Consider the following 21,287-nt stretch of genomic DNA (forward strand, 5'->3'; position numbering starts at 1 on the left):
AATTGTTTCAAAACAATTAATTCATTACCTTAGATATCCTCAACCCACTAAAACCAAAACATATGGAAACTAAAATGATATGGGCCAACCTGGTTTCGCATGACTTGCAAAGAACGGTTCGATTTTATACTGATTTGGGATTCAAACCCAATGGGAAGGGCAATGATGAACTGGTGAGTTTCTTGTTTGGCGAAACTAATTTTGTGATCCATTTCTTTACACCCAAAAGGTTTGAAAACGCTATAAAAAGCAAATCATCCGATACCAAAGCCGGCAATGAAATCATTTTTTCCTTATCTGCAAGCAGCAGGGAAGCCGTAGATGGCTGGTTTGAGAAAGTGAAGCAAGCGGGCGGGGAAATTTTTGCCCAGCCTGAAAACTTTGACCTTGGCTACACGTTTGGGTTTGCGGATCCCGATGGGCATAAATTCAATTTTTTATACTGGCCCGGTATGTAATTTGCATGCTCCTGCTCCCTTAAAAAGTGTTATCTTTATCTCAATTACGGCAAGCTGCAAATGCTGCAGGTAATTTCAAGACATGCTAAACAAAGAAACCGTCATACTGAACCAGGCCAAACTGTTATTTATGGTTTTTGGGGTATTAACCGTACTTATTTCCATGGCCGGTTATTTTACACAAGGCGTAATAGTCCTACTCTACCCTATTGCTTTTACCATAACATTGACTGTGTTTTGTACGGTGGTGCTGTTTTGTTTTGATTTCATAAAAAACCAACGGGAAAAACGGTTTTTCAGCAAGGATCCCTTTTCTGAAATTGAAAAACGGACCATCGAAAAAATACAGGTTTTCAATTCGAAATACGATTTCCCTAAAAATGTCAGGATCATCCAACTGGATGGAAAAAAATACGAAGTCATGTATTTTGACAGTTTCTTCAGGATCCCTGTTTCCGATGTTTTGGTCATCCGGAATTTGTCTGAAAAAAAATCGGAGCCCTTTATCTTAAACTATAAGACCGCCAAATACAGCAACGCGGAGTTACTTGACCTGATACGTGCCATTTGAAGACAACGGGCCAAAATAACCCCGGCATGCTTTATCCCTGGCTGCTTTTTATTTTTTTCTTTTACTCTTTTCGATATATTTGCGCGTATCAGTTAACAAGCAACCCAAAACCAATACAAACCAAATTATATGGGACTATTAAGCAAACTATTCGGCAACAAAAAACAACCTGGCCTTGACATGCCCGCGGGAAAAGAACTGCTCCTGGAGTTTGACCTCATGCATAACATCCAATTGGAAACCTGCCGGAAATATGAGGATACGAATCGGTACAAATTTATTGAAAACGGGATCTACGAAGACCTGGAAGATACGGATGCAGCAAAATACAGGATGGTAATGTCCTACGAATTGGAAACCACAGAAGACAAACAATATCCCCTTGAAGATATCCTGGAAGAATACCTCATCCATGTTTCGGATTTCCTGGAAGATGAGAATGATGTAAATTCCGTGAAATTCAAATTTGAATTCGGCGGTGAATTCGAGGACCTGAAGAATGCACAGCATATTATCGGGAAAAAGGTTTTCAACCGTGAATTCAGGGGCGCCAATGGCGAAATATTAGTTGGCCTTGTTATTGAATGAACCAATGCCATCGGCTTTTATCCCAACATATTTTATTTTGTGGCATTTTTTTTTTCATTTATTTTTTTGCCACAAAAGTTGTGGCAAAATTTTTAAAAACATTTTTTTTGCCACAACTTTTGTGGCAAAACTTTTGAAAACATTTTTTTTGCCACAGATTGAAGGAAGGCTATGACCAAACTAACAAAGACAGAAATGGACAATGACCTAAGAGGTGTTGCGAAATTATTCCTGCGCCTGGGTGTTACTGCCTTTGGCGGGCCTGCAGCGCATATCGCCATGATGCGCCAGGAGGTGGTTGAGAAAAGAAAATGGATGACCGAACAGCATTTCCTTGACCTTGTTGGAGCAACCAATCTAATCCCCGGGCCCAACAGCACCGAAATGGCCATTCACATTGGGCGTGAAAGAGCCGGTTGGAAAGGCTTGATTGTGGCCGGGCTTTGTTTCATACTTCCTGCTGTTTGTATTACAGCGGTATTTGCCTGGCTATACAAACAATATGGGCAACTTCCGGAAGTACAGCCTTTTGTTTATGGCATCAAGCCCGCAATCATTGCTGTTGTGTTGGCTGCGGTATACCCGCTTGCCAAAAAATCACTCAAAACATTTGAATTAGGGATAATCGGTACAGTCGTATTGGCACTTTCATTGCTACACTTCAATGAAATATACCTTATGTTTGGCGCAGGGATTTTTGCTTTGGCCCTGGCATCCATCAAAAAAAGGGATACCGCAAAGGGTTTCTTTCCTTTTACTCTTTTACAGCTTTCCAAAACAGCCCTCCTGCCTGCAACCAACGTGAACTTGTTCTGGATTTTCCTTAAAATAGGAGCCATACTTTACGGAAGCGGTTATGTATTGTTTGCTTTTCTTGATACCGAGCTGGTGTCAACCGGATTATTGAGCCGGCAACAATTGATTGATGCCATTGCAGTAGGACAATTTACACCGGGCCCTGTTTTTTCTTCGGTTACTTTTATAGGGTATCAAATCAATGGCTGGCCAGGAGCAATCGTTTCAACCGTTGGGATTTTCCTTCCTTCATTTGTTTTTGTGGCTTTGCTTAACCCTCTTGTAAAACGAATGAGGGACTCCACGTTATTTTCTGTCTTTCTTGACGCTGTCAATGTGGCTTCAATAGCCATTATAATTGCCGTATGTTACACCATGGGCAAAGACAGCATGAATGACTGGCGGACAATCCTTATTGCCATTGGAAGCATCCTGCTGGCATTTGGTTACAAAAACATCAATACTGCCTGGGTGGTTTTAGGTGGCTCGATTGCAGGTTATGTATTGGCATTAGTGTAAGGTTTCCACAACATACGCTAATATGCCAAATCCCTAAACTATGTCAATTGGCATCCAAGACAATTTCCCACCTGTCGAAATTACAATCGTGCTTATATCCTAATTCACACATTTCCACACTCCATTTCCGTAAAGCTTCGTGCATCATTTTTATTTCAGTTGTCCTGCCCGAAACCATAAAAAGATCTTTATTGTTGGGGGCAATGCAATTGTGGACCTTATAATTTAATTTTTCAATTTCCGTAACGAGCGCTTCCGATTTTTTCAGGATGTTGGTGTAAAAACAGTACTCAATAGTCAATTTATCTTCTTCCTCAATATCGGAATCCCGCAACCGCACCAATGTTTCTATGGCAGTATGCGATTGTTTTTCAAGATTATCCATAAAATCATTTTCAGAAACGAATGGTTTCGCCTGCCTGGATTTCAGAAAGTGTAAAATTTTCATTGTATCGGTTTTATATCGTGCAATTGCTTTATTCCTGAGGTAAACAGGGCTCCACCCTAAACGGAACCCTATCCAAAAATACTATTCATTTCCAGATCAGGGCCAATTTGATTATTATCTTTCTGTAAAATTAAAGGAGCCTGGAATTATTTTTTCTTTTTATTTTTCTTCTTGGCTTTCATTTTTGCCTCTTTCTCTTTTAGCTTCTTTTTGGCTTTCTCTTTTTTTGCCTTTTCCCTTTTCTTTTTCTTAGCTTTCTTCTTTTTCTCTTTCTCCTTCTCTTGTGCTTTTTTCTTTTTTTTCTTTTCTTTCTCTTTGGCCTTGTCTTTCATTTTTCTCTTTTTATCGGAATCTTTTTTGTTTGCATCAGCAGCATTCGTTGGGATAACTTCCCCTACTACTGCTGCTTCCTTTATTGGGCCCTCATTACTGGTTTTTTCCTCATTATTTAAAACGGCAGCCTTTTCGTCTTTTGCCTTGTTTTCAATTTTGGATGCAGCAGGAGCTGTAACTGCTTTTTTTACTGCGGGCTTCCTTACGGGAGTTTTACGGGGAGCCGCCACTTTTCTTGGTGTTGGTGGCACAGCTTTGGTTTCTTCCTTACCGGTGGTTTCGGGTTGTTTTTTTTCTTCCATAGTCCATTTTGCTTTTTTTATTATTTTAGCGTTATTTTACTGTTAAACAAATGTAAATCATTAAAATAATACCACAATGTTAAGTTTTTTGTTAAAGTAAAAGCTTAACATTGGCATTGCCGATTATAATCTCCCTTACACCAACCACCACCTGCAAAACCTATTTGTTATGAAAGATGCAAACAAACCCGGAACCTCCGCAAGGAACAAGGCCAACTACCTAAAGGCCAAAGAAGCCTTCAACAACAAGGAGGTCGATAAGTGTATTCTTTATTACGCCCCGAACCATGAAGTCAAATCCAGGCAAAGCGAAAAAGGCCGGGAAGGGATCCGGAAATTCCTTGAAGGCATGCACCAAACCTGGCCGGACATCCAGATTACAGTTGAACAGGCTGTTGCCGAAGACAATTGGGTCATGGGCCGAAGCATTGCCACTGCCACACACTCGCAAACGGTTTTGGGGGTACCGCCTACGCATAAAAAAATCACGGCCTCCTTTTGGGACCTGCATCTTTTTGATGAAAACGGCCTGATTACCGAAACCTGGAACTTAATGGACAATTTGGCGATCATGCAGCAGATTGGGTTGTTGAAGTGAAGATGCCATACCTATGCCTTTCAGGCTTGTTTTTGTTTAGCTTTGCTATCCTATAAACAAGTTAACCGATAATTAAAATCATATGCCCACCCTAAAAATATGTGATGAATGCAGTAGTGAATTTTATAAAGAAAGTTCGCAAATGGAAAGCCTTTGTCCCGAATGTTCAAACATTATATATGGTTATGAAAATTGTGAGCATGAGTTCCTAAACAATCGTTGTGTAAAATGTTACTGGAATGGCAATTCAACTGATTATTTAGATACATTAAAATCAGAAAACTAAAAGCAATCGTACAAAAACAGGTAACCTATACCCTTTCACAAAACAAAAAAATGAAACACCTCCCCCTCCTATTGCTGCTATTCTGCCTCGGTTCCTGCTGTAATAAAATGGAATTAACGGAAGAAGAAAAAAATTGGTGCCCTTATGAAGAAGGCCAGACTTTGATTTTCAAGAGTAATCTTGGAAACCTGGATACCCTACAGGTAGATTCCCGAGTAGAAAATTATACCAATCCAGGTTGCAATTGCGTTGAAGTTTCTTTCGAGCAGCTCCATTATATTGAACTTGTCTTAAGCCTGAAAAGCAACACCAAAACATTATTGCACAGTACCGTTTCAATAATGAAAAACGATGAAGGAGATGCAACTTACCCCAAACTAAGTTTTTTTGGATTGACCAACACTTTACAGGACAAACCAACCCTCTCAAAAAAACTCAGGATTCAGGCTACAAATCAATTGTATGAGCACGTCTATAAATTTGAAGACTCGATTAATGCCAAAAATATTGATGACGGCTATTTATCGTGTTTTTATTATGACAGGAAAAATGGTTTGGTAAAGTATGTTGCCAAAGATGGGGAAATATTTGAGCTGATTAAGAAAAATGGTTGAAAAGAGTAATTAAACAATGGGAAAACAAGCTTATCTCAGAATACTACGTCAATAAAAAGAAAAAAAAGAAAATAACTGTTGATGCTAAAACATTAAATGAGTTCATTTTATTCGAACGAATGGTTTTGCAAAGAAACAGAAGAGGCCGTTTTTCAATTTGTACAAGTTCAATGAATTATTCTTTTCAGCTTAATGGTAAAAAAGAAATTGAAATTCATGATGGAAGTTGTGATTGGGATGGATATTACGTAATGGTAAAAAACATTTTTAATGTAAATTGATCCTATCTTCAAGCAATAGTTTTTTCCACTTGCCTCACTTTGTGATCAAAAAAATCATTTCAAAAAAATTACCACACTTTCTGTTTCAAAATATTTTTTTAAAAAAATTTGCAACAACTTTTGTTGCAAAAAAAATATTTTGAAAAATTTGAAACAGTTTTTTCATAGATAGCATCAACCCATCCTTTTAAACGCGTTTCAATCTTTTTGTTTAGTTTTACCTCTAAAACATCTTGTCTGTTATTTTTAATTATCCTGCCATGAAGTTACTCACAAACAAATCTATTATTTTTCTCTTACTTACATTGGTTTGCTGTGTTTCAAAACCATTGGAAATTGTCTATGAATCAAAAACTAAGGGAAAGGCAACGGAACTAAATGAAACCAAAATTTATAACCTTAAAATCCAAACGAAAAATGCCGATTTCAATTATTCTAAACTAGATAATATAGATGAGCATTTCGGTTTATTTACCGAACCAAAAAGAATAACAGCCGCTTTTGAGCCTATACATGGCAAATACAATTACTACCAATTTATCGCTACATTTAAAGGATATAGCTATAATGGCGGCGGCCCAACATCAATAAAAGATTTTAACGACATTTTAATCATCAAAACAAACGGCAGTAATCAAATAATCGACGCTTATCAATATACTCTGGAATGGTCTGAACCTGATTTTCAGTATGATGTTTTTAAACTGTCTGCCAAAAATGTTCTTTTGTCGGATCGTTTAAAAATTGAAGACCTGAAACTGGTAAGAACATATACCAGGAATGAGAACGATACGTACCCAAACGAAACCGGCATTATTAAGTTGAATAATCAATAGGCATGTTTAAAGCAAGTAAGATTGAGGAGCCTATTTTATACTATAACTCAAAGTCTCCCGACTTTGAGTTGCCGAGCTTTGTACGCTGCGCAAAAAATCTTTCCCTGAAGCAAAACCCATTGCTCGTATTTCTTAAAATTTATAAGAAAAATCAATCATTTATTCTTTTTTAATACATTTACATTGGCAATTTTGTAAAAACAAGATAGAAATAAAACATTTTAAGCAAATGAAACAGGCAACAAAACTTATACTGATTTTTATTTTTTTCACTAACTATCTGCCAGCACAGACAAATTCAAATCCGGAGAGAAAAATCGATTCATTATTCTCTAAGTACAATTCAAAAACACCTGGTGTTGCAGTTGCCATTGTTAAGGACGGGGAAATTATTTTTAAAAAGGGATATGGCATGGCTAACCTTGAATACGATGTTCCCATAAGCCCGAAAACTATTTTTAATGTAGGATCTGTATCCAAACAATTTACAACTTTTTCAATTTACCTTTTAGAGAAACAGGGCAAAATCTCATTGGATGATGACATAAGAAAATACATTCCTGAATTGCCGGTTTATGAAAAAACAATAACGATTAAACATTTATGTTCCCATACAAGCGGGTTAAAAGATCAGTGGTCATTATTAACATTAGCAGGTTGGAGAATGGATGATATCATTACCTCCGAACAAGTACTGAAATTAATCTCCAAACAAAAAGAATTGAACTTTACACCCGGAAGCCAATTTAAATATAGCAATACCGGATTTTCATTGTTAGCCGAGATTATAAAAAGAGTGTCAGGGAAAAGTTTTGGTGCATTCGCAAAAGAAAACATCTTCAATCCTCTTGGTATGGAAAATACATTGCTATATGATGATAACGAAAAAATAGTGAAGAACAGGGCCTACTCTTATGGAGAGGAAAACGGATTGCACGTCAAAAGAAACCTTAACAGCTCTTCGGTCGGGCCAACAAACGTGTACACAACAGTAGAAGATTTAAGTAAGTGGACTACTAATTTTGAAAAACCAATATTGGAAAATGTCGATTTTATTGCTCATTTTAATCAACCCTCCACATTAGATAACGGAGATCCTGCAATTTTAGCGGTAAGTGACGGAGAAACTATTTACCATGCCAAAGGTCAATTCATCAGGAATTACAAAGGCCTTACCGTATATAACCATACAGGAAGTGATGCTGGTTTCAAATCTTATTTGGGCCGTTTTCAAGACAACAAATTATCAATAATACTTTTGAGTAATGATGAGGATTTTGTAGCCTACAAAGCAGGAATGGATATTGCAGAATTTTATTTGTCTGATACGTTTAAAAAGAGGGAAAAAGCAACTAAAATAGAGCCTAAAGTTGAAGAAAAAGCAAAATATGTTTCTAAAACAAATCTAAAAGACTTTGAAGGTATTTTTCAAAACAATGATTTATCATCACGTTTTACCGTAAAAATAATCAATGGAAAGTTGACAATGACACATGATCGGTTAAGTGATGTTGTGCTGACTGAATTGGAAAAAGATAAATTTAGGGGCGTAATTACTTTTTCTGCGGATGTGAATTTTGAAAGAAACAAAAAAAACGAAGTAACAGCATTAAGCATAACCAATTTTGGGGCAACAAATGTCAAATTCGTGAAGTTACAATAACTGTCGGTAAGGGCAGTTTGAAATTATATTTTTCATAATAGAAAGAGGTGAACAATGACGCCAATTCCTTTAGGCGCGTTCCAATGTTTTTGTTTAGTTTTGTTTTACATCAACACATTATAAAAAAAAGATAAATGCACCTACATACAACCATCCTTTTCTTTTTCTCTTTGGCTTTATGGCCCCATCTCGCCAACGCGCAGGATACGATCAGGCTTGAAAAAAAACCAAAAGCCATACTTCATAGTTGGTATCCTGAACACAAAAAATTCCCTACACTCAAGGTTGGGAAAGGTGAAATCCTTTTTACCACAATCCCTGAATTCAAAAATTCCTCTTTACGGAATAATGACATTGACTTACACACCGATAATAGCCAGGTTCAAATAGAAGAAACCGATAAAACAAATCAGTATATCGTTACCATACATCCTACAGATGCCAAATATGTTGCATTTGAAGTATGGCTTGACCTAAAAGGCAAATCAATACTGATCCTGCAAAACGGCACCTGGAAAAATGCAACTGAACTATATAAAGCCAAGGGGAACAGGATATTGATTGATACGGTAAAACTGCAGCTTGGCCACTAAAAAATGGAATTATACAAAACAATCATTGCAATAGTGGATGCAAACCTTATGTACTGTTTGATCCCCATAATCCTAACCTTACTCCTTGTCGAACTTTTATTTAAAAAGCGGTACGAAACAGGGAAAGCCATGCATTTGGTTTGCCGGTTCATTATCCTGTATACCATAATCACATTTGCGGTCTATTTAATTGGAATGGCCCTGAATCCTAAGGAATATGCTTTTATACAAAGAGCGCAAGGCCCTTATGCAATGGCGTATTGGATGATGTTCCTATCTTCTTTGCTATTCCCTTTTACCTTATGTATTAAAAAATTCGCCTCAAAATTCTGGTATGTCATGCTCGTAGCATTTTTTATGAAATCCGGGTTTTATTTCGAACGCTATGTGATACTTGTAACCCGTTTCCATAGGGATTATTTGTCCGAAAATGAGGATTTCGGGTTTTCCAATTCATTCTTATCCGGGATCGGGCTGGTTTTCCTGCAAGGAATACTAATCGCATTGCTTGTTTTAGGGGTATTTGAAATCATGAAAAGGAAAAAACTTCAGGCAGCAAATAACAATGGCTAAAAAAACAAGACCAGCTACGCAAAGTCTCCCGGCTGTGTGCAGCGGGAACAGATTAATCATTAAATATTATTTTCATACTTTTAAACTTTGCCATTAAAGTATAATCAAAATGCCATTTACATTTTCACATCCTGCAATAGTTTTACCATTAACATACTTACCTAGGCGATGGTTTTCATTAACTGGACTTGTAATAGGTAGTTTGACTCCTGATTTTGAATATTTTATAAGGATGAAAGTCCAGAGCAATTACAGTCATACTTTGAGCGGGTTGTTTTGGTTTGATATTCCATTGGGACTTCTACTCGCTTTTATCTTTCATAATTTTGTCCGTGAAAGTTTAATTGATAATCTACCGACAATTTTAAAATCGAGACTTTCTTCGTTTAGTAAATTCAATTGGAATAAGCATTTTAAAAAAAATTGGGCGGTAATAATAATTTCAGCTTTAATTGGTGCAATCTCGCATTTGTTTTGGGACAGTTTTACTCATGTACACGGTTATTTTGTTGAGATAATTCCAATGCTAACAAATAAAATTGATATTCTCGGAATGCAAATACCGGTTTTTAAAATACTTCAACATTCAAGTACTTTACTCGGTGGAATTATAATTTCTGTTGCATTGTTAAAATTGCCTATAAACAAGAATATAACCGGAGGATTTAGTTTTAAATATTGGAGTATCGTAGTTGGCTTGACTTTAGCAATAATATTTATACGATTTTCAACAGGGCTAGACTATAAAGCATATGGTCAACTTATTGTTACGGGGATTTCAGCAGTGCTGATTTCGTTAGTTTTTACGCCATGGTTAGTAAGGCAAATCAATGGTGAAAATAATAATTTAGTTTAAGAAGTATTGATTATATAAGTTATTAATTACTTCTTTAATTTTCTTCATTTCTAAACAATATCTTTAGATCTGATAGCGAGGATTATATTTATCATTCTACTATAACATCTCCTCTTATTAAATTTATTTCCCCATTTTCAATCCCTAAATCAAAACATTTTTCTTTTTTGAAGTTTTTTAAACTAGATATTCCTCTCTCATCTAAAGGAAAATCAGTTTTGAATTTGAATTTAGTTGAGTCAAGTTTAAATTCAATGATTCTTGCCCCATCGTTAATTACAAACCATTCATATTTCCCTTCTTTCCAGCAACCTACTATCTCGTCACCAAAAGAATCTATTTTATTTAAATCTAATTTAAGATAGTTATTATGAGGAACTTTGGAATGTTTTCCATCAATTATATACCTGACTTTTCCCTCTGTTATTATAGTAATACATTGTTTTCTATCAAGTGAATATATGTAATTTTGCTTTTTGCTACAACTTGTAAATATCGTTAAAACTGTCAGCATAAAAAGGATTATGCTTTTTCTCATCTTAATCATTTATTAAACATTTTGATTCCTGTATTACAACCGGACGTGCTTCACGAAACACAAACCAAATCTTGGAATCTGAATTTATCATGAAAAACCATTAATCATTAACTCATAATATGTATTGGTATCTAAATTTACTTTGATATACCAATAACAATACCCACCGTCGTCCGTTAAAACCATTTCATGCTTCCAATCAAATACTTTTGGTTTATTGTTTTTATCGTAATCCGTAAACAACTTGCACATTGAATTTATATAAATTATCTTTTCTCCTTTTTCATCTATGTAACATAAGTATTGTAGATAATTCTTTTTTAACTCTGAAAGCTCTTTTGTTTTTAAAAAATAAAATTGATTATCATTTATTGCTCTCGATAAAATCCCATCTGCTTTCTTTAAATCGGAGCCTTCGGGTTTCCACATTTCATAAGTTTTCCCTAGAATATATTTTGTGTATTTCGGATTGGTTATGATGGCTAACTTTTCATCACCCATTGGGTTATCGACTGCTTTCTTCTGCCCCGTGCAAGACAAAAGAAAAAGTCCGAATAGTATAGATCCAATTCTATTTCTCATGTTTTCAAAAATTATTTAAGCCCTATTCTTGGGGTGGCATCTATTTTTATCCTAAAACCGGTAGTGCGGATTTACACCCAGGGCTTTAACCGAACAGGCGGAGTAATCCATTACTTTATTTGTTAAAAAACAAAACTACAACTTTTTACGGTTGTAGTTTTTTATTTCTTTTATGGGCACGGATTGCACCCGAGGCTTTAGCTGGAACAGACGAAGTAAATCCGCGCTATTGGAATTAACCAATCTTTTTCAATGCTTTTTCAGCCTCTTTCTTAATAAGTGATTTTGGATGCTTGGTTAAAATCTCAATTTTACTCTTTGCCTTTTTTGATTTTAAACGGCCCAAAGCTTCTAAAGCATGAGGAGTTAGTTCCTCATCATCAAGTAATTTTATCAGGATATCTTCAGCCTTTTCAGATTTTACTTTTCCTAAAGCTAAAACAAACATTTGCCTGGACATTCCATTTTCATCATCTTGAACTATTTGTAAAATACTGTCTACATCATTTTCAGTAATGGTCACATATATTGTATTTCCAATGGCCCAACGGAGCATCATTTTATCTTTAGCTATCTTATGATATTCTTCAATCAAAATTGGACTTGCTTTCCCTATAGCTTCTTTAACTGCTAAAGCTCTAATAATACCTTCCTTAATTTTCACATCCTCTATTCCTTTTTGCAATAAATCCAATAAAACTGGTATTGCTAAAGGATAAGACTCTTTTGTATTGACTAAATCATAAATATCATTTATTGATATCCCTACTTTTTTCAATTCATCCTTTATCGTATTTGCATCCATTATCATGGTTATTTATTTAATCAAGATGGAAAGGTTATAACTTAAAATCTATTCTTTTTCCCTGTTTTTACCTTTACAATAATTCCTTCACCTTCAATTCTTTTAATTCCTCAATCAGCTTGTCGATATTTTTTTTCTCCCATCCATCAAAACCCCTTCCTATTCCGATTATTTTTCCTCCTTTACTGTCATAGAATCTAAATTCATTTGACTGGACTCCCCTTGCCCCAGTCTCTCTTTTAAATGAAAAGGATAATTCATTCAATGGAATCATTTTTAAGTGATTGACGAAATATTTTTTAAAATACAGACAAATGGAATGGGTATCTTTCTTTATCTCAATTTTTATTAAAAATTTACCAAAAAAAAATACAAATACTTCTACTATAAGAATTATAAAGAATGAGAATACATATACTTCAAAATTCATATTTTCATCAATAAAATAGATAAGGAAAATAAGAATTATTGAAACTGATACAAGTTTAGTTACTATACTAATGATATTTAATTTATAGATCGTTCCCATAAAGTTATATTTTCTTACCCACAAAAATTAAAAAACCAAATCTAACAACCATTTCATTTGTTAAAAAACAAAACTACAACTTTTTACGGCTGTAGTTTTTTGTTTTCTTTATGGGCACGGATTGCACCCGAGGCTTTAGCCGAACAGACGAAGTAAATCCGCGCTATCGGGTACATTCCCCAAATCCGCGCTATCAGTTTTTTTTCATAAAAGTTTTATACTCCATTTTTTTCTCAGAATATTGACCTTTCTCTTCAACGTCCAAATAGCCTTCTTTATTAAAATCCAACCACAGAAAAGCACTTTTATTAATTATAGTAGCATAATATCCGTTTTTATCAGAATACAATTTTATTTTATCATGACCTAAATATTCGTCATAATTTTTATTTCCTTTATTATCTTCATATCTTTCATTATTTATTATAATCATTACTTTATTAATCGGTTGCTTCGTTTCTTCATCAAAAACATAACCTTCCAATCTTATATTTGTAGCGTCTGTCACTGATAAATAATATACAAATAAGTATATCAAAATGGCCAAAATTGATACTAAAAAAGTATATAATCCTATTTTTTTACTAATTACAATCATCTATTTTTTTATTAATTGCAGCTTGTATATTTCCGCCAGCTACCGTTTGAATATTACCGTGATTATCATTATTTCCAGATAGTCTAATATTAGTAACTTGCGGTCCCTTCAGATGCATGAGGATAACCTCTGGAGGTGAATTAGTACTGCGTGGCTGTTACCGTACTGCCTTGGGTTACGTTTTTCTGCAATTTTTCGCCTGCTGCGTTGTAAAGGTATTCTTTTTCTTTTGTTTTAAGAGTTATTTACTTCGTCAGTTCGCTACGCTCGTGTCCTGCTCTCGCCTTTATCTCTCCACTGCGTTGCGAGGATATCGGCTCCATCAGGGCTAGGGCACTTGCTTTTCAAAATTAGCTTTTGCTTCCATGAGAACATAAAAAAATCCTAACCACTATAGTTAGGATTCTTCTATCTTATTTCTCAATTCGCTTTTATTATTTTTACAATTTAGCTTTATAAAAATGAGTATCATTTACATGTTGTATATCCGAAGACTTAATGCCTTTTAAAAGTATAGCAACTATAATTGACCGAACATATCGTTGTGATAATTATTTTGAAGATTTTCACACTGAAGGTCAACCAATAGTAAACCAAATAGAGGAATGGGCAAAAACAAATTCAATTACTTTGAATAATGGTTGGAAAGTTGAAGTTGCAAAATCAATTCAGAATAGGTATGATAAAATTTTTGAAACAATTGATGAGACATTAGAGAGTAAATGGGAGACGATGTTTAATAAATTGGCTAATTAATTTTATTTCCAGTAATCATAAAAATCAAAACAAAAGAACCTACTCCAACAACTGGAGTAGGTTTTTTATTTTAACACCATAAACAAAAAAAGGACGAGCCGTTAAGCTCATCCTTGATTTATGGTGTGGGTGATTGTGGTGGTGTGCCTCACGAAGCACAAACCGAATCAACGATTTCTTTTACTCGTAAACCCCAAATAAATATTATTCGAATTTTCTTATCCTTTCAATAAATAACAAGTTTATTTTGATTTATACGGTCTCAAGAGTTAAATTTGTAATATGCCAAATCGATTAATATCCAGACCCATAATTTTTTTCAGGAAAATTATTCGTCAAATTGAGACCCTTTTTTTTGTAGCCAAGGAAGTATTGACAGAAAGAAACTTTATTTATCTGTCATGTGTAGTAATTGCAATTTCATGTGCATTGGCAGTGATTATATTAAAAAGCTTTGCCCATAATGTTTTCTTATACGCCAATTACCTAAATACCTTTTTAAAATTGCCTTTTATCAACAGTGTATTGCCAATTATTGGTCTTTTGCTCACTGTTTTTGTAATCAAAAATTTCCTTAGTGGCTCTATCGAAAAAGGCAGTGCCAAAATTCTACACTCTATTGCCAAAAAAGGAGGAATAGTTCCTAAAAAGCAAATGTATGCGCAAATCTTAACCAGCTCCCTTACAGTTGGATTAGGAGGTTCAGCTGGACTGGAAAGTCCGATAGTGGTTACTGGTGCAGCTTTTGGTTCAAATTTTGCTCAGAAATATAAACTTTCGCAAAAAAACAGGATACTCCTTTTAGCCTGTGGAGTAGCAGCAGGTATTGCAGCAGCATTTAATGCCCCTATTGCTGGAGTATTGTTTGCTATAGAAGTTATTTTAACTGATGTAAGCATTTCCGCATTTATCCCCATTATGATTGCTGCTGCCACAGGAGCATTGGCTTCCAACATACTTTTAAGCGATGATATTTTATTACAATTCAATCAGAAATTAAGTTTTAATTTTCATAATACCCTTTATTATATTATACTTGGGGTTCTGGCGGGATTCGTATCTGTTTTTTATGCACGGAACTTTAGGAGAGTTGAACATTTTTTTGCAGCAAATAAGAAAAACACATATAAAAAGGCTCTGTTTGGCGGAACGATTTTAGCGATTCTGATTTTCTTTTTTCCAACACTTTTTGGAGAAGGATATGAGAGCATTAAGACCTTGTCTACTGATAGTCCAGAAGTTTTGTTGAATAATACATTTCTTGAAGGTTTTAAAAACAATGAGTGGATTTTATTATGTTTCGTTGGTGCAATTATCTTACTGAAGTCTTTTGCTACTGGAATAACGTTAGGAAGCGGAGGCAATGGAGGTAACTTTGCACCTTCACTTTTTGTAGGTTCCTATTTAGGTTTTTTTGTCTCCAAATTAATTTCTCTGTTAGGTATTTCAGACACATTACCCATTTCTAATCTAACTATTGTTGGAATGGCTGGTATCTTAAGCGGATTATTCCATGCACCATTAACTGCTATTTTCTTAATTGGAGAAATTACAGGTGGCTATAATTTAATGGTACCTCTGATGATTGTATCTTCCATCAGTTATGCTGTATCTAAAAGATTTGAAAAACATTCATTAGATGTCACAGATTTGGCCGTAAGCGGGGATGTATACACAAGTGATAAGGATAAAAATATCCTACAAAGCATTGACGCTCTTAAGTTAATTAAAATTGATATTCAATCTGTTCATATTGACCATTCATTAGACGAGATGATTTCAATTTATTATAACTCAAATCAACAATTGTTTCCAGTAATTGATGAAAATAATAAATTATTAGGATTGGTTGATTTTGAAAACATAAAATCAATTATTCTGACACCAAAAAGAATAAATTATTCAAAAGTCAAAGATATTTTGGAACAACCAAAAGAAGTTATTTTATTTGACGATGGTATTGAAATCATGCTGGAGAAATTTGAACATTCCAATCAAAGTCTAATTCCAGTATTGAAGTATGGCAAATTTATGGGATTCATTTCAAAATTGGATGTACTTGAGGCTTATAGGAAAAATCTAAAAGAAATGATTATAGAATAAGTTACTTTTCCTAATACCTAAGTGAATGTTATTTAATATTTTAGCTACAAAACAAAGTAAGGATGAACAGAATATTAAGTTTTATAAACCTAAATACTGGTGAACAGGATAAAGAGAAAGTTTTAGAGGATATAAAATCCAATACCTCATTCAGGGGTTCAAATCTTTGGATTCTGGCATGTGCCATTGTTATCGCTTCAGTTGGCCTTAATGTTAATTCTACGGCTGTTATCATTGGGGCAATGCTTATTTCTCCACTAATGGGGCCAATAATGGGAGCGGGTTTCGGATTGGGTATTTTTGATTTTGAATTACTCAAAAGGTCACTTAAGAATCTTGCCATAGCAACGGTTGTTAGCTTGCTGGTCTCCACCATTTATTTCTTTGTAAGTCCTTTTAAGGAAACTCAAACCGAATTGCTGGCCAGAACATCTCCCAATATTTATGACATACTGATTGCTTTCTTTGGTGGTTTAGTAGGTGTGATTGCCATTACCAGAACCGAAAAAGGAAACCCAATTCCAGGAGTAGCTATTGCAACAGCATTAATGCCGCCATTATGCACAGCTGGTTATGGACTGGCAATAGGGAATTTCCTGTTCTTTTTAGGTGCTATGTATTTATATACCATTAATTGCGTTTTTATATGCATTGCTACGTTTTTAATCGTTAAATATCTTGACTATCCAATAAAAAAACAAATAGATGCAAAAGGCGAAAAGAGAGTAAAATATAGTATATCTGCCTTGATTTTCATTTTACTTGTTCCAAGTATTTTCTTTGCATACCAATTGTTTGAGGAAAAGAAATACAAGCAAAAAACAGAGCTGTTTGTTGAGAATGAATTTATCGACAAAGGCTATACCATCTTATATCAGAAAACAAAATTCAATGCTATACCTAAAAAGATTGAACTGGTCTTTTTGAATAAAAAATTCAATGATACCGAAATTGTCACTCTGAACCAAAAATTAAAGGAGTACGACCTTGAAAACACGCAACTCTTAATACGACAGGATACGACAGACATCAAGAGGGAGATACTAAATGAAATAAATGCTAACAGAAATGCTACCAATGATAAAGAAATACTGATTTCGAAATTGAGAAACGAATTGGCGCTGTCCAAATATGACAACAAATCTATCTTATCAGAAATTAGAATCCTTTTCCCTGAGGTTAAAAACATAGCTATAAGCAACCATACGTTTAATGAAAATACAGACAGTACAAAAATAATTCCTGTATTGATTTATAATGCCCAAAAAGAATTGTCAACAGAGGAAAAAGATAAGTTGGAACGCTTTTTACAACAACGCTTTTCGAAGAAGAAAGTGGAAGTGTATTTGGAAAAATAGCTGTCGTTTTACTTGCAAAAAAAAGATATTGTATCTTTGTGAAATATGGCTAAATTAATTAATACAAAGATTTGGAAAGAGTTTTCCGAATCAGGAACGCTAGGCGGAATACTCTTATTCCTTTGCCTCATCCTATCACTGATAATTGCAAATACATCATTAGGAGAATCATTCAATGATTTTTTATCAACCGAAATTGGTTTTCACTCCGAAAAACTACACCTCAATTATTCCATTTCGTTGTGGATAAATGACGGATTGATGGCGGTTTTCTTTCTATTGGTTGGATTGGAAATTAAAAGAGAACTGGTGGAAGGCGAACTTTCCTCTCCTAAAAACGCCTTATTGCCCATCCTTTGTGCCATTGGTGGTGCCATCATTCCAGCGGTCATTTACTATGTTTTAAATTATGGCAAACCTACATCGGCAGGATGGGGTATTCCTATGGCCACCGATATCGCTTTTGCATTAGCGGTAATCACCATGTTGGGAAAAAGAGTGCCAGCATCGTTAAAGATTTTTTTAGCCGCATTGGCAATTGTAGACGACCTCTTAGCAATACTGGTGATTGTCATATTCTATTCTTCAAAACTTGATTTTACTTACCTAATGTATGCTGGAGTGGTATTTTTGTTATTATTGGTTTTTAACCGAATGAAAATAAAAAACATATACTTTTATATAATCCCAGGAATTTTTATTTGGTATTTCATTCATAATTCAGGTATTCACGCCACCATTGCAGGAGTACTTACCGCATTTGCTTTGCCCACTACAGCTGACGATGTAGAATCCCCACTTGAAAAATTGGAACATATCTTGGTAAAGCCCGTAAATTTTATAATCATACCCATCTTTGCATTAGCAAATACTAATATCCATATGGAATCTTCAATGGTGCAAGGGCTGTTTTCAAGCCTTGGATTGGGAATTTTATTGGGTCTACTTCTTGGGAAGCCTATAGGTATTCTACTGGTTTCTTGGTTGAGTGTGAAATTGAAGATATGTGAATTGCCTCAAGATGCGACTTGGACTCATATTCTGGGAGTAGGCCTTTTGGGAGGGATTGGCTTTACCATGTCGATATTCATCTCTTTGCTCTCTTTTTCCAACCCTGTGCTTATTTCAGAAGCTAAATTTTCAATTTTAATAGCTTCAGTGTTATCGGGAATCTTAGGCTATACTCTTCTAAAAATAAATTATAAAAAGGCTAAAAATTAATTCAAGTTAGGTTAAGTTAATTTATGTGAGGCTGTCATTTTTGAGAGCCTTACTTATTAATAGCCGTATTGAATATACAAACAAAAAAAGGACGAACTTCCCGATACTTCGGGAAAGCTCATCCTTGATTTATGGTGTGGATTTGATTGTGTGCCTCACGAAGCACAAACCGAATCTGCAAATCTTACATGTTTTTTTTCCATTCATTGGAATATTCTAATTCATATTTATCTCTTTTTGTCTCATCCCTACTGATATATACAAATTTGTATTTTTTTAAATCTTTTTGTTTTAATGTAATTTTTATTCCGTTAGGATTGGGAATTAATATCTCTACTTTTGTTTCGTTTGAAACAACCCAGAAAGTTGCAAATCCAGTTTCTTGTCTAGTTTTTACAGGTTCTTCAAATACTACTTTACCACCATTAATTATTTTAATAGTATCTTTTTCAAACCACCCTGTAAAAGCAACAATTGATTTGTCTTTACCCTTTGCGTCATACTTTTCAAATATTTGTTTAATTGGGTAACTATTAGAATATAATTCACCATCCTTATAAAATATTTTAAGATTTACACAACTAACAGTACTAATTACAAGAAGACTATATATTATACATTTCATTTTTTATGATTTTTTCTGTTGTTTCTCAATTTGGTTAATGGCTTCACTTCTTTGAGTCGGACTTATATTTGTTCCTTTAGGGTCTTTATTCATTAAGTTTTTAGGGTCTTTCTTTTGTTCTTCTCTAGACTTGTTATCCTTATCGCCTTTTTCATGTCTCAACCCCAGTACGTGACCATCTTCATGAGCTCCAGTTTGTGCAAACTCTTTACTCATCTCTGGTGTGTCAACATTTAATGTATTTCCATATCTATCGGTTTTATATACATTTACTTGAGTTCTATTTTTTTGAGTATTACCGATTTCTCCTGTAAGTCCATCCGCATAAGCATCTGAGTCCTCTTGCTTTGAAGCATCAGCTCCTGTATAAGTTCTATCACTTGTGTCATTACCCATACTATATTCCCAAGATATGGTTGCTTTATCATTGTATTCAACTGAAACATTTACTGTTCTACCTTGAGCGTCTGTGCCACCTAAGCTGGAACTTAATTGAGCCGCTCTTTCATTTGCTAAAGCAGCCATTTGTTTGTTACTAATAATTCCCGAAGAATTGTTGATTGTCCTTACACTAAGTGTTAGACTAACAGTTTTACCATCACTTGAAGTACTTGAACGCCATTCTAATCCTTCAAGTTCTCTTCCGTCCATAACTCTGTTTTCTGCAAAGTTATATGGTGACTGATAGCTATAATCTTCTGCAAGTTTATCCATTACGACAAACCTACCAATCGCATAATCATAATTTCTCCACTTGAAAGCGTCCCAGTTCAGTCCCAGCTCATCTTGACGCTCCTGACCTTGGTACTTATACTGATACGTCTTAGCACAGCTGTTACACGGCTCCAACACAACAACTCCCCCATTTTTAATATAGGTCTTCTGGCTCATGTTGTAGTTCTTGTGCTTCAATCCAAAAGGATAATAGTTATTTTCTTCCAATACCTTAAGAACGCCTGTAGCAGGATCTACCCCGTAGCTTAATCGTACATTGCCTAAATGATCGGTGTAGTTAAACACATAATTGTAAACATTGTTACCGTTTACCACCGTGTTGTTTACATACCCTTCATCATGAGAGAAAAACTGTAACACCCCATCTACGTATTGAAAGCCGTTAAAATACTGGGTGGCTGTTACCGTACTGCCTTGGGTTACATTTTTCTGCAATTTGACACCTGCTGCGTTGTAAAGGTATTCAATTTTTGTACTGCTGTTGTTGTTAAAAACGATTTTTATAGGCAAATTCATATGGTTGTACACAATTTGTGTAATACCCTTATTGGTATCGGCCGTCATATTCCCGTTGGCATCGTAAGTGTAATCATCGGCCGGGTCACTACTTCCTGTAGTGTCGTCCTTAAACCCGTTGGTGTTGTTGGTACTGTCAAACACCTTCATCAGCTGGTTTTTGTTATCGGCGTGGTAGGAGTACGCCAGGTTGTCAATTTCTAAAGAATAATCCGCATCGTCGTATTCGCCAGTTCGGGTCAAAGCGGTGATATTCCCGTTCTTGTCATACGAAAGGTTCTCGTTATACGAGTTGGTCGTTGGCGTTGCCGCTCCCGGTTTTTGATAGGTGGCGGTTGTTAGTCGGTTTAGGTTATCATAATTGTAACCGTATTTACGCTGCACGTTGTCGCTGCTGGTGCGCCAAAACGTTTCACTAATGTTCCCGTTATATAGGGGCGGCACGCTGTACACTCCATAGCTTTGGGTATCGTTGTCCTGGTAGTTCACCTTAAAGGCAAACAAATCTACAGGGTTAGCCCCTTGCGTCAGGTTCGCCACATCGTTTATGCCTTTAAGCCAGCCACGGATGTTGTAATTATAATCTACTTTCTGTAGGCCCAACGCT

The 21,287-nt window shown here is 35.1% G+C and carries 24 protein-coding genes and 1 pseudogene; 16 read left to right on the forward strand and 9 right to left on the reverse strand.

Annotated elements, in window-relative coordinates:
- Window positions 1-62: 62 nt before the first annotated feature.
- The 4 genes from E4635_RS02810 (at window position 63) to chrA (ending at window position 2,931) form a co-directional block, all read left to right on the forward strand.
- Window positions 63-458 (forward strand): VOC family protein, encoded by a 396-nt coding sequence (locus E4635_RS02810; protein WP_135525084.1) that lies wholly within the window; start codon window positions 63-65, stop codon window positions 456-458.
- Between the two features lie 82 nt (window positions 459-540).
- Window positions 541-1,029, forward strand: a complete 489-nt coding sequence (locus tag E4635_RS02815; protein ID WP_135525085.1) for a hypothetical protein — start codon at window positions 541-543, stop codon at window positions 1,027-1,029.
- 129 nt (window positions 1,030-1,158) lie between these two features.
- Window positions 1,159-1,617 (forward strand): hypothetical protein, encoded by a 459-nt coding sequence (locus E4635_RS02820; RefSeq protein WP_135525086.1) that lies wholly within the window; start codon window positions 1,159-1,161, stop codon window positions 1,615-1,617.
- Between the two features lie 195 nt (window positions 1,618-1,812).
- The gene (gene chrA / locus E4635_RS02825; protein ID WP_135525087.1) at window positions 1,813-2,931 is read left to right on the forward strand and encodes a chromate efflux transporter; all 1,119 of its coding nucleotides are present in this window, start codon (window positions 1,813-1,815) and stop codon (window positions 2,929-2,931) included.
- Window positions 2,932-2,974: 43 nt separating this feature from the next.
- On the opposite strand, the gene E4635_RS02830 is transcribed toward chrA, so the two are convergent.
- Both E4635_RS02830 and E4635_RS02835 read right to left on the reverse strand, forming a co-directional pair.
- Window positions 2,975-3,379, reverse strand: a complete 405-nt coding sequence (locus E4635_RS02830) for a ribonuclease E inhibitor RraB (protein ID WP_135525088.1) — start codon at window positions 3,377-3,379, stop codon at window positions 2,975-2,977.
- A gap of 146 nt (window positions 3,380-3,525) precedes the next feature.
- Window positions 3,526-4,014 (reverse strand): hypothetical protein, encoded by a 489-nt coding sequence (locus E4635_RS02835; RefSeq protein WP_135525089.1) that lies wholly within the window; start codon window positions 4,012-4,014, stop codon window positions 3,526-3,528.
- 169 nt (window positions 4,015-4,183) lie between these two features.
- On the opposite strand from E4635_RS02835, the gene E4635_RS02840 reads away from it, so the two are divergent.
- The 8 genes from E4635_RS02840 (at window position 4,184) to E4635_RS02880 (ending at window position 10,314) form a co-directional block, all read left to right on the forward strand.
- Window positions 4,184-4,612 (forward strand): ester cyclase, encoded by a 429-nt coding sequence (locus E4635_RS02840; protein WP_135525090.1) that lies wholly within the window; start codon window positions 4,184-4,186, stop codon window positions 4,610-4,612.
- Between the two features lie 336 nt (window positions 4,613-4,948).
- Entirely contained in the window at window positions 4,949-5,512 is a 564-nt protein-coding gene (locus E4635_RS02850; RefSeq protein WP_135525092.1) for a hypothetical protein, read from the forward strand.
- Window positions 5,509-5,793: a hypothetical protein gene (locus tag E4635_RS02855; protein ID WP_135525093.1), complete on the forward strand. Its 285-nt coding sequence runs from the start codon at window positions 5,509-5,511 to the stop codon at window positions 5,791-5,793. Before E4635_RS02850 ends, E4635_RS02855 begins: the two co-directional genes overlap by 4 nt.
- 260 nt (window positions 5,794-6,053) lie before the next feature.
- Complete coding sequence (locus E4635_RS02860) at window positions 6,054-6,629, forward strand: hypothetical protein (protein ID WP_135525094.1); 576 nt, start codon at window positions 6,054-6,056, stop codon at window positions 6,627-6,629.
- A 229-nt stretch (window positions 6,630-6,858) separates the two neighbouring features.
- Complete coding sequence (locus tag E4635_RS02865; protein ID WP_135525095.1) at window positions 6,859-8,292, forward strand: serine hydrolase domain-containing protein; 1,434 nt, start codon at window positions 6,859-6,861, stop codon at window positions 8,290-8,292.
- 134 nt (window positions 8,293-8,426) lie between these two features.
- Window positions 8,427-8,885, forward strand: coding sequence for a hypothetical protein (locus E4635_RS02870; protein ID WP_135525096.1), 459 nt, complete (start codon window positions 8,427-8,429; stop codon window positions 8,883-8,885).
- Between the two features lie 3 nt (window positions 8,886-8,888).
- The gene (locus tag E4635_RS02875) at window positions 8,889-9,458 is read left to right on the forward strand and encodes a hypothetical protein (protein WP_135525097.1); all 570 of its coding nucleotides are present in this window, start codon (window positions 8,889-8,891) and stop codon (window positions 9,456-9,458) included.
- A gap of 109 nt (window positions 9,459-9,567) precedes the next feature.
- On the forward strand, window positions 9,568-10,314 hold the full coding sequence (locus tag E4635_RS02880; RefSeq protein WP_135525098.1) for a DUF4184 family protein: 747 nt from the start codon (window positions 9,568-9,570) through the stop codon (window positions 10,312-10,314).
- Window positions 10,315-10,405: 91 nt separating this feature from the next.
- Here the strand turns inward: E4635_RS02880 and E4635_RS02885 are convergent, their stop codons facing one another.
- From E4635_RS02885 to E4635_RS02905, 5 genes are all read right to left on the reverse strand, one after another.
- Window positions 10,406-10,852: a hypothetical protein gene (locus E4635_RS02885; protein WP_135525099.1), complete on the reverse strand. Its 447-nt coding sequence runs from the start codon at window positions 10,850-10,852 to the stop codon at window positions 10,406-10,408.
- 87 nt (window positions 10,853-10,939) lie between these two features.
- Window positions 10,940-11,434 (reverse strand): hypothetical protein, encoded by a 495-nt coding sequence (locus E4635_RS02890; protein ID WP_135525100.1) that lies wholly within the window; start codon window positions 11,432-11,434, stop codon window positions 10,940-10,942.
- A gap of 235 nt (window positions 11,435-11,669) precedes the next feature.
- The gene (locus E4635_RS02895; RefSeq protein WP_211518722.1) at window positions 11,670-12,239 is read right to left on the reverse strand and encodes a HEAT repeat domain-containing protein; all 570 of its coding nucleotides are present in this window, start codon (window positions 12,237-12,239) and stop codon (window positions 11,670-11,672) included.
- Between the two features lie 73 nt (window positions 12,240-12,312).
- A complete protein-coding gene (locus E4635_RS02900; RefSeq protein WP_135525102.1) occupies window positions 12,313-12,768 on the reverse strand; it encodes a hypothetical protein in 456 nt (151 codons plus the stop codon).
- A gap of 193 nt (window positions 12,769-12,961) precedes the next feature.
- A complete protein-coding gene (locus E4635_RS02905) occupies window positions 12,962-13,366 on the reverse strand; it encodes a hypothetical protein (protein ID WP_135525103.1) in 405 nt (134 codons plus the stop codon).
- 498 nt (window positions 13,367-13,864) lie between these two features.
- Here E4635_RS02905 and E4635_RS02910 point away from each other — a divergent pair, with 498 nt between their 5' ends.
- The 4 genes from E4635_RS02910 to nhaA all read left to right on the forward strand — a co-directional run bounded on the left by E4635_RS02910 (window position 13,865) and on the right by nhaA (window position 18,804).
- The gene (locus E4635_RS02910; RefSeq protein WP_135525104.1) at window positions 13,865-14,122 is read left to right on the forward strand and encodes a hypothetical protein; all 258 of its coding nucleotides are present in this window, start codon (window positions 13,865-13,867) and stop codon (window positions 14,120-14,122) included.
- Between the two features lie 282 nt (window positions 14,123-14,404).
- Window positions 14,405-16,225: a chloride channel protein gene (locus E4635_RS02915; RefSeq protein ID WP_135525105.1), complete on the forward strand. Its 1,821-nt coding sequence runs from the start codon at window positions 14,405-14,407 to the stop codon at window positions 16,223-16,225.
- A 62-nt stretch (window positions 16,226-16,287) separates the two neighbouring features.
- Window positions 16,288-17,583, forward strand: coding sequence for a TIGR00341 family protein (locus E4635_RS02920; protein ID WP_135525106.1), 1,296 nt, complete (start codon window positions 16,288-16,290; stop codon window positions 17,581-17,583).
- Window positions 17,584-17,628: 45 nt separating this feature from the next.
- Window positions 17,629-18,804 carry a Na+/H+ antiporter NhaA gene (gene nhaA / locus E4635_RS02925; protein ID WP_135525107.1) on the forward strand — a complete coding sequence of 392 codons (1,176 nt, stop codon included), beginning with the start codon at window positions 17,629-17,631 and terminating at the stop codon, window positions 18,802-18,804.
- A gap of 184 nt (window positions 18,805-18,988) precedes the next feature.
- Here nhaA and E4635_RS02930 read toward each other — a convergent pair whose 3' ends face one another.
- Together E4635_RS02930 and E4635_RS15680 are read right to left on the reverse strand one after the other, a co-directional pair.
- Window positions 18,989-19,429: a hypothetical protein gene (locus E4635_RS02930; protein WP_135525108.1), complete on the reverse strand. Its 441-nt coding sequence runs from the start codon at window positions 19,427-19,429 to the stop codon at window positions 18,989-18,991.
- Between the two features lie 3 nt (window positions 19,430-19,432).
- Window positions 19,433-21,287 (reverse strand): annotated as a pseudogene (locus E4635_RS15680) (type IV secretion protein Rhs); the annotation flags it as partial.

The sequence above is a fragment of the Flavobacterium humi genome (genome assembly GCF_004745595.1).
GTDB classification, from domain to species: Bacteria; Bacteroidota; Bacteroidia; order Flavobacteriales; family Flavobacteriaceae; genus Flavobacterium; species Flavobacterium humi.

Coding starts and splice junctions, on each gene's coding strand:
- E4635_RS02860 (WP_135525094.1), top strand. CDS start 6,054: ATGAAGTTACTCACAAACAAATCTATTATTTTTCTCTTACTTACATTG.
- E4635_RS02930 (WP_135525108.1), bottom strand. CDS start 19,429: ATGAAATGTATAATATATAGTCTTCTTGTAATTAGTACTGTTAGTTGT.
- chrA (WP_135525087.1), top strand. CDS start 1,813: ATGGACAATGACCTAAGAGGTGTTGCGAAATTATTCCTGCGCCTGGGT.
- E4635_RS02850 (WP_135525092.1), top strand. CDS start 4,949: ATGAAACACCTCCCCCTCCTATTGCTGCTATTCTGCCTCGGTTCCTGC.
- E4635_RS02840 (WP_135525090.1), top strand. CDS start 4,184: ATGAAAGATGCAAACAAACCCGGAACCTCCGCAAGGAACAAGGCCAAC.
- E4635_RS02815 (WP_135525085.1), top strand. CDS start 541: ATGCTAAACAAAGAAACCGTCATACTGAACCAGGCCAAACTGTTATTT.
- E4635_RS02910 (WP_135525104.1), top strand. CDS start 13,865: ATGCCTTTTAAAAGTATAGCAACTATAATTGACCGAACATATCGTTGT.
- E4635_RS02875 (WP_135525097.1), top strand. CDS start 8,889: ATGGAATTATACAAAACAATCATTGCAATAGTGGATGCAAACCTTATG.
- E4635_RS02820 (WP_135525086.1), top strand. CDS start 1,159: ATGGGACTATTAAGCAAACTATTCGGCAACAAAAAACAACCTGGCCTT.
- nhaA (WP_135525107.1), top strand. CDS start 17,629: ATGGCTAAATTAATTAATACAAAGATTTGGAAAGAGTTTTCCGAATCA.
- E4635_RS02880 (WP_135525098.1), top strand. CDS start 9,568: ATGCCATTTACATTTTCACATCCTGCAATAGTTTTACCATTAACATAC.
- E4635_RS02915 (WP_135525105.1), top strand. CDS start 14,405: ATGCCAAATCGATTAATATCCAGACCCATAATTTTTTTCAGGAAAATT.
- E4635_RS02835 (WP_135525089.1), bottom strand. CDS start 4,014: ATGGAAGAAAAAAAACAACCCGAAACCACCGGTAAGGAAGAAACCAAA.
- E4635_RS02890 (WP_135525100.1), bottom strand. CDS start 11,434: ATGAGAAATAGAATTGGATCTATACTATTCGGACTTTTTCTTTTGTCT.
- E4635_RS02830 (WP_135525088.1), bottom strand. CDS start 3,379: ATGAAAATTTTACACTTTCTGAAATCCAGGCAGGCGAAACCATTCGTT.
- E4635_RS02905 (WP_135525103.1), bottom strand. CDS start 13,366: ATGATTGTAATTAGTAAAAAAATAGGATTATATACTTTTTTAGTATCA.
- E4635_RS02870 (WP_135525096.1), top strand. CDS start 8,427: ATGCACCTACATACAACCATCCTTTTCTTTTTCTCTTTGGCTTTATGG.
- E4635_RS02895 (WP_211518722.1), bottom strand. CDS start 12,239: ATGGATGCAAATACGATAAAGGATGAATTGAAAAAAGTAGGGATATCA.
- E4635_RS02810 (WP_135525084.1), top strand. CDS start 63: ATGGAAACTAAAATGATATGGGCCAACCTGGTTTCGCATGACTTGCAA.
- E4635_RS02900 (WP_135525102.1), bottom strand. CDS start 12,768: ATGGGAACGATCTATAAATTAAATATCATTAGTATAGTAACTAAACTT.
- E4635_RS02920 (WP_135525106.1), top strand. CDS start 16,288: ATGAACAGAATATTAAGTTTTATAAACCTAAATACTGGTGAACAGGAT.
- E4635_RS02885 (WP_135525099.1), bottom strand. CDS start 10,852: ATGAGAAAAAGCATAATCCTTTTTATGCTGACAGTTTTAACGATATTT.
- E4635_RS02865 (WP_135525095.1), top strand. CDS start 6,859: ATGAAACAGGCAACAAAACTTATACTGATTTTTATTTTTTTCACTAAC.